This is a genomic window from Shigella sp. FC1661 (assembly GCF_001712525.1).
In the GTDB taxonomy this organism is placed as follows: Bacteria; Pseudomonadota; Gammaproteobacteria; order Enterobacterales; family Enterobacteriaceae; genus Escherichia; species Escherichia coli.
On sequence record NZ_MDGW01000147.1, the window covers coordinates 1 to 5,816 of the forward strand.

6 protein-coding genes and 2 pseudogenes are annotated in these 5,816 nt (G+C 49.5%); 5 read left to right on the forward strand and 3 right to left on the reverse strand.

Annotated elements, in window-relative coordinates:
• A partial coding sequence (locus tag BFF42_RS10100; RefSeq protein ID WP_000318964.1) for an integrase core domain-containing protein occupies positions 1-286 on the forward strand: 286 nt, incomplete at its 5' end.
• Between the two features lie 11 nt (positions 287-297).
• Here the strand turns inward: BFF42_RS10100 and BFF42_RS10105 are convergent.
• Positions 298-876: pseudogene (locus BFF42_RS10105) on the reverse strand (porin); the annotation flags it as partial.
• A 649-nt stretch (positions 877-1,525) separates the two neighbouring features.
• Between BFF42_RS10105 and drpB the strand changes: the two are divergent.
• The 4 genes from drpB to vsr all read left to right on the forward strand — a co-directional run bounded on the left by drpB (position 1,526) and on the right by vsr (position 4,477).
• The gene (gene drpB / locus BFF42_RS10115; RefSeq protein WP_245938293.1) at positions 1,526-1,807 is read left to right on the forward strand and encodes a cell division protein DrpB; all 282 of its coding nucleotides are present in this window, start codon (positions 1,526-1,528) and stop codon (positions 1,805-1,807) included.
• Between the two features lie 39 nt (positions 1,808-1,846).
• The gene (locus BFF42_RS10120) at positions 1,847-2,542 is read left to right on the forward strand and encodes a phosphohydrolase (RefSeq protein WP_000365568.1); all 696 of its coding nucleotides are present in this window, start codon (positions 1,847-1,849) and stop codon (positions 2,540-2,542) included.
• A gap of 65 nt (positions 2,543-2,607) precedes the next feature.
• Positions 2,608-4,026: a DNA-cytosine methyltransferase gene (dcm, locus tag BFF42_RS10125; protein ID WP_001157236.1), complete on the forward strand. Its 1,419-nt coding sequence runs from the start codon at positions 2,608-2,610 to the stop codon at positions 4,024-4,026.
• Positions 4,007-4,477 (forward strand): VSPR family DNA mismatch endonuclease, encoded by a 471-nt coding sequence (vsr, locus tag BFF42_RS10130; protein ID WP_000786008.1) that lies wholly within the window; start codon positions 4,007-4,009, stop codon positions 4,475-4,477. The genes dcm and vsr overlap by 20 nt, the downstream gene beginning before the upstream one ends.
• On the opposite strand, the gene yedA is transcribed toward vsr, so the two are convergent.
• Together yedA and BFF42_RS10140 are read right to left on the reverse strand one after the other, a co-directional pair.
• Complete coding sequence (gene yedA, locus BFF42_RS10135) at positions 4,466-5,386, reverse strand: drug/metabolite exporter YedA (protein WP_001212248.1); 921 nt, start codon at positions 5,384-5,386, stop codon at positions 4,466-4,468. The genes vsr and yedA overlap by 12 nt on opposite strands.
• Before the next feature lie 145 nt (positions 5,387-5,531).
• Positions 5,532-5,816, reverse strand: a pseudogene (locus tag BFF42_RS10140) (IS1-like element IS1X2 family transposase); the annotation flags it as partial.

Genomic DNA, 5,816 nt, shown 5'->3' on the forward strand with positions numbered 1-5,816 from the left:
AACACGCCAGTTCGCCCGGATGTTGGGACTTGAACCGAAGAACACGGCGGTGCGGAGTCCGGAGAGTAACGGAATAGCAGAGAGCTTCGTGAAAACGATAAAGCGTGACTACATCAGTATCATGCCCAAACCAGACGGGTTAACGGCAGCAAAGAACCTTGCAGAGGCGTTCGAGCATTATAACGAATGGCATCCGCATAGTGCGCTGGGTTATCGCTCGCCACGGGAATATCTGCGGCAGCGGGCTTGTAATGGGTTAAGTGATAACAGATGTCTGGAAATATAGGGGCAAATCCACAACGCATAGCCATCACCGTTTTGTTTAGTAACGCCACGATTGCTGTTCTTACCTTGATATTGCACAGCAAAATTCAGACCATCAACCAGACCAAAGAAATCAGAGTTACGGTAGGTTGCAACACCGTTGGTACGACCGTTCATGAAGTTGTCAGCGGAAGCCCAGGAATCACCACCCCATTCAACTAACATATCGGTATAAGCTGCGGCATCATAAGCAACACCGTAGTTACGACCATAGTCGAAAGATCCTAACTCGTTATATTTCAAACCTGCGAAGGTTAAACGGGTTTTTTCCTGATTAGAGCCTTCGGGCTTGCTGGCGTCGAGGTTGTATTCAAACTGACCAAAACCAGTCAGTTCGCTGGTGATTTGGGTTTCACCTTTAACACCGAAACGAGCATAGGAGGTATCTTCGTTTTCGCTGTTATTATCATCAGTATTTGACCAGATGCGTTCGCCAACCATCTTGCCGTAGAAATCAACTTTATTGCCATCTTTATTGTAAATTTCAGCCGCATTTGCTGCGCCAGCAACTAATAACGCCGGGACCAGCATTGCCAGAACTTTTCTTTTCATTATGTATTCCCTTGTGATTATAATCTTCATGAATATATCAATAAGTGCCGTTATCCAAAAAAAAGCACATTTGGATACTATTCTATGAAGTTCATTTTATTTTAAGTGTTACATGCAACAAATGTATTTAAAAGATTTCAAAATGTTTCTAATCTATTTAATGTAATTCAGAATTATGAATTCTAAATATAAATATTCATGAAAATTATAAATGTATATCAATATGTTATGAGTTGAGCGGAAACATAGGGGGTATCAATGATTGTTGCGCCAAACGGCTGGTGTGATCAGGCGCACATTAATGAAGGCATAAAAAAAAGCGGCATCATGCCGGCCCAAAAAATATAAACAAGACGATAAAAGGCTAATAACGGAAGCATCATGACACAGAATAATAAAAAGGTATAATTGTAATCAGTGCTAATATATTGATTAAATGAATTAATAAAGCCGATATCAAAGATAAATAAAATCGCTCAAAACGATTTTTCCTGTATTCACTGCCGTTGCGCAAAATTTATCTATTTGTTCAAAAAATGATTGAGTCTTGACTGGCTCATCCAATGTGGAAAAATGTGACTTTTATCACATAATAGTACTAAGTCTGAATTTTCCGGATTATCTCAAAATGGAATACGGTTCGACAAAGATGGAAGAGAGACTCTCTCGCAGCCCTGGCGGCAAACTGGCTTTGTGGGCTTTCTATACATGGTGTGGCTATTTCGTCTGGGCAATGGCGCGTTACATCTGGGTGATGAGCCTGATCCCCGATGCCCCCGTGTCGGGATTTGAAAGCGATTTAGGCTCTACCGCGGGAAAGTGGTTAGGGGCACTGGTCGGATTTTTATTTATGGCTCTGGTCGGGGCATTGTTAGGCAGCATTGCCTGGTACACCCGACCTCGTCCCGCACGTAGCAGACGCTATGAATAAAAACTGCTAAGGTGGCGACTCTTTGGCAACGGAGCGCGTATGGACTTACAACACTGGCAGGCACAGTTCGAAAACTGGTTGAAAAACCATCATCAGCACCAGGACGCGGCCCATGACGTGTGTCATTTTCGCCGCGTCTGGGCTACGGCACAGAAGCTGGCGGCAGATGACGATGTCGATATGCTGGTGATTTTAACCGCCTGTTATTTTCACGATATTGTGAGCCTGGCGAAAAATCATCCGCAAAGGCAGCGTTCTTCAATCCTGGCGGCAGAAGAGACGCGTCGCCTGCTCCGTGAAGAGTTCGAGCAATTTCCGGCGGAGAAAATCGAGGCCGTTTGTCATGTCATTGCCGCTCACAGTTTCAGCGCGCAAATCGCCCCCTTAACAACGGAAGCTAAAATCGTCCAGGATGCGGATCGGCTGGAAGCCCTGGGGGCGATTGGCCTGGCGCGCGTGTTTGCCGTTTCAGGGGCATTGGGCGTGGCGCTGTTTGATGGTGAAGATCCGTTCGCACAGCATCGCCCGCTTGATGATAAACGCTACGCGCTGGATCATTTCCAGACTAAGTTGCTGAAGCTACCGCAAACCATGCAAACCGCAAGAGGCAAGCAGCTGGCGCAGCACAACGCGCATTTTTTAGTCGAGTTTATGGCGAAGCTCAGTGCCGAACTGGCGGGGGAGAATGAAGGTGTCGATCACAAGGTGATAGATGCGTTTTCACCCGCGGGATAAGCGCGTGGCCCTAAATGGCTGTAATTATGTTAACCTGTCGGCCATCTCAGATGGCGGTTAAATCTATGCAGGAAAATATATCAGTAACCGATTCATACAGCACCGGGAATGCCGCACAGGCAATGCTGGAGAAACTGCTGCAAATTTATGATGTTAAAACGCTGGTGGCGCAGCTTAATGGTGTGGGTGAGAATCACTGGAGCGCGGCAATTTTAAAACGTGCGCTGGCGAATGACTCGGCATGGCACCGTTTAAGTGAGAAAGAGTTCGCCCATCTGCAAACGTTGTTACCCAAACCACCGGCACATCATCCGCATTATGCGTTTCGCTTTATCGATCTATTTGCCGGAATTGGCGGCATCCGTCGCGGTTTTGAATCGATTGGCGGACAATGCGTGTTTACCAGCGAATGGAACAAACATGCGGTACGCACTTATAAAGCCAACCATTATTGCGATCCGGCGACGCATCATTTTAATGAAGATATCCGCGATATCACCCTCAGCCATAAAGAAGGCGTGAGTGATGAGGCGGCGGCGGAACATATTCGTCAACACATTCCTGAACACGATGTTTTACTGGCCGGTTTCCCTTGTCAGCCATTTTCGCTGGCTGGCGTATCGAAAAAGAACTCGCTCGGGCGGGCGCACGGTTTTGCCTGCGATACCCAGGGCACGCTGTTTTTTGATGTGGTACGCATTATCGACGCGCGTCGTCCGGCGATGTTTGTGCTCGAAAACGTCAAAAACCTGAAAAGTCACGACCAGGGTAAAACGTTCCGCATCATCATGCAGACGCTGGACGAACTGGGCTATGACGTGGCTGATGCAGAAGATAACGGGCCGGACGATCCGAAAATCATCGATGGTAAACATTTTCTGCCGCAGCACCGTGAACGCATCGTGCTGGTGGGTTTTCGTCGCGATCTTAATCTGAAAGCCGATTTTACTCTGCGTGATATCAGCGAATGTTTCCCTGCACAGCGAGTGACGCTGGCGCAGCTGTTGGACCCGATGGTCGAGGCGAAATATATCCTGACGCCGGTGCTGTGGAAGTACCTCTATCGATATGCGAAAAAACATCAGGCGCGCGGTAACGGCTTCGGTTATGGAATGGTTTATCCGAACAATCCGCAAAGCGTCACGCGTACGCTGTCTGCGCGTTATTACAAAGATGGCGCGGAAATTTTAATCGATCGCGGCTGGGATATGGCCAAAGGTGAGAAAGACTTTGACGATCCGCTGAATCAGCAACATCGTCCACGTCGGTTAACGCCTCGGGAATGCGCGCGCTTAATGGGTTTTGAAGCGCCGGGAGAAGCGAAATTCCGCATTCCGGTTTCGGACACTCAGGCCTATCGCCAGTTCGGTAACTCGGTGGTCGTGCCGGTCTTTGCCGCGGTGGCAAAACTGCTTGAGCCAAAAATCAAACAGGCGGTGGCGTTGCGTCAGCAAGAGGCACAACATGGCCGACGTTCACGATAAGGCCACTCGCAGCAAAAATATGCGCGCGATTGCCACGCGTGATACGGCGATTGAGAAGCGCCTCGCCAGTCTGTTAACCGGGCAGGGCCTAGCGTTTCGCGTTCAGGACGCCAGTCTGCCCGGAAGCCCGGATTTTGTCGTTGATGAATATCGCTGCGTGATATTTACCCATGGCTGCTTCTGGCATCATCATCACTGCTATCTGTTTAAAGTACCTGCGACTCGAACCGAGTTCTGGCTGGAGAAGATAGGTAAAAATGTTGAACGCGATCGCCGCGATATCAGTCGTTTGCAGGAACTCGGCTGGCGCGTACTGATTGTCTGGGAGTGTGCATTACGTGGGCGCGAGAAGCTGACGGATGAAGCGCTTACCGAGCGTCTGGAAGAGTGGATCTGCGGCGAAGGTGCCAGCGCGCAGATCGACACGCAGGGGATTCATTTACTCGCTTGATGCGTCCTGAATAACTGGCGCAACTACGGGTTTTGCCGGGAAGAGATATTTTCCCAACGTGACCAGTACCACCGCGAAGACAATTACGCCGAGCGCCAGCCATTCAATCTTCGACAGCGTCTCTCCGCCCAGTCCCGTACCCAGCAAGACCGCGACCACCGGGTTAACGTAGGCGTAGCTGGTGGCGAGAGCCGGACTGACATTACGGATTAAATACATATAAGCGTTGATGGCGATAATCGAACCAAACAGCGCCAGATAGCCGACCGCAAGGAAGCCTGAAAGGGAAGGGAGCGCCGTCAGTTTTTCACCTGCAATCATCGACGCGATCATTAACACCACGCCTGCCGCCAGCATCTCAATCGCACCCGCCATCATCCCTACAGGTAAGGTAATGCGCGAGCCATAAACCGAGCCAAACGCCCAGCTAATCGAGCCGATTAAAATCAGAATCGCGCCCCACGGATTGCCGCTTAAATTTCCACCGCTATTGAGCATGATGATTCCGGCAAGCCCAATGGCGATACCCACCCATTCCAATTTGCGCGTTTTAATGCCAAACAGGCGGCTGAAGCACAGGGTAAAGAGGGGCACGGTTGCAACCACAACGGCGGCGATGCCGGAAGGAACATTTTGATGCTCGGCAACCGTCACCATGCCATTACCGACAGCCAGCAATAACAGGCCAATCAGCGCGGCATTGAGCAGCGGACGTAGCGGGGGGAGCTTGTGTCCGCGCAGTAGCAAAAATGCCATCAATAAAATACCGGCTGCCAGGAATCGAACGCCTGCCATCATTAACGGAGGCCAGCTTTCCACGCCAATCCGAATGACAAAATAGGTTGAGCCCCAAATGATATACAACGCAAACAGCGCGCCAAAAAGCGGTAACAACTGGCGGAAACGCATAATCCCTCACGGTGGAAATAAAAAGGTGGTTCATAGTAAACGTGAAAATCATTCTGCTGGCGAGAGATATAATTGCACTTAATTGTTAAAAAAATGTTGACCTGTGAAGCAAGTATCAGAGCTGCCGTTTGGTAATGACTCCAACTTACTGATAGTGTTTTATGTTCAGATAATGCCCGATGACCTTGTCATGCAGCTCCACCGATTTTGAGAACGACAGTGACTTCCGTCCCAGCCTTGCCAGATGTTGTCTCAGATTCAGATTATGTCGCTCAATGCGCTGAGTGTAACGCTTGCTGATAACGTGCAGCTTTCCCTTCAGGCGTGATTCATACAGCGGCCAGCCATCCGTCATCCATACCACGACCTCAAAGGCCGACAGCAGGCTCAGAAGACGCTCCAGTGTGGCCAGAGTGCGTTCACCGAAGAC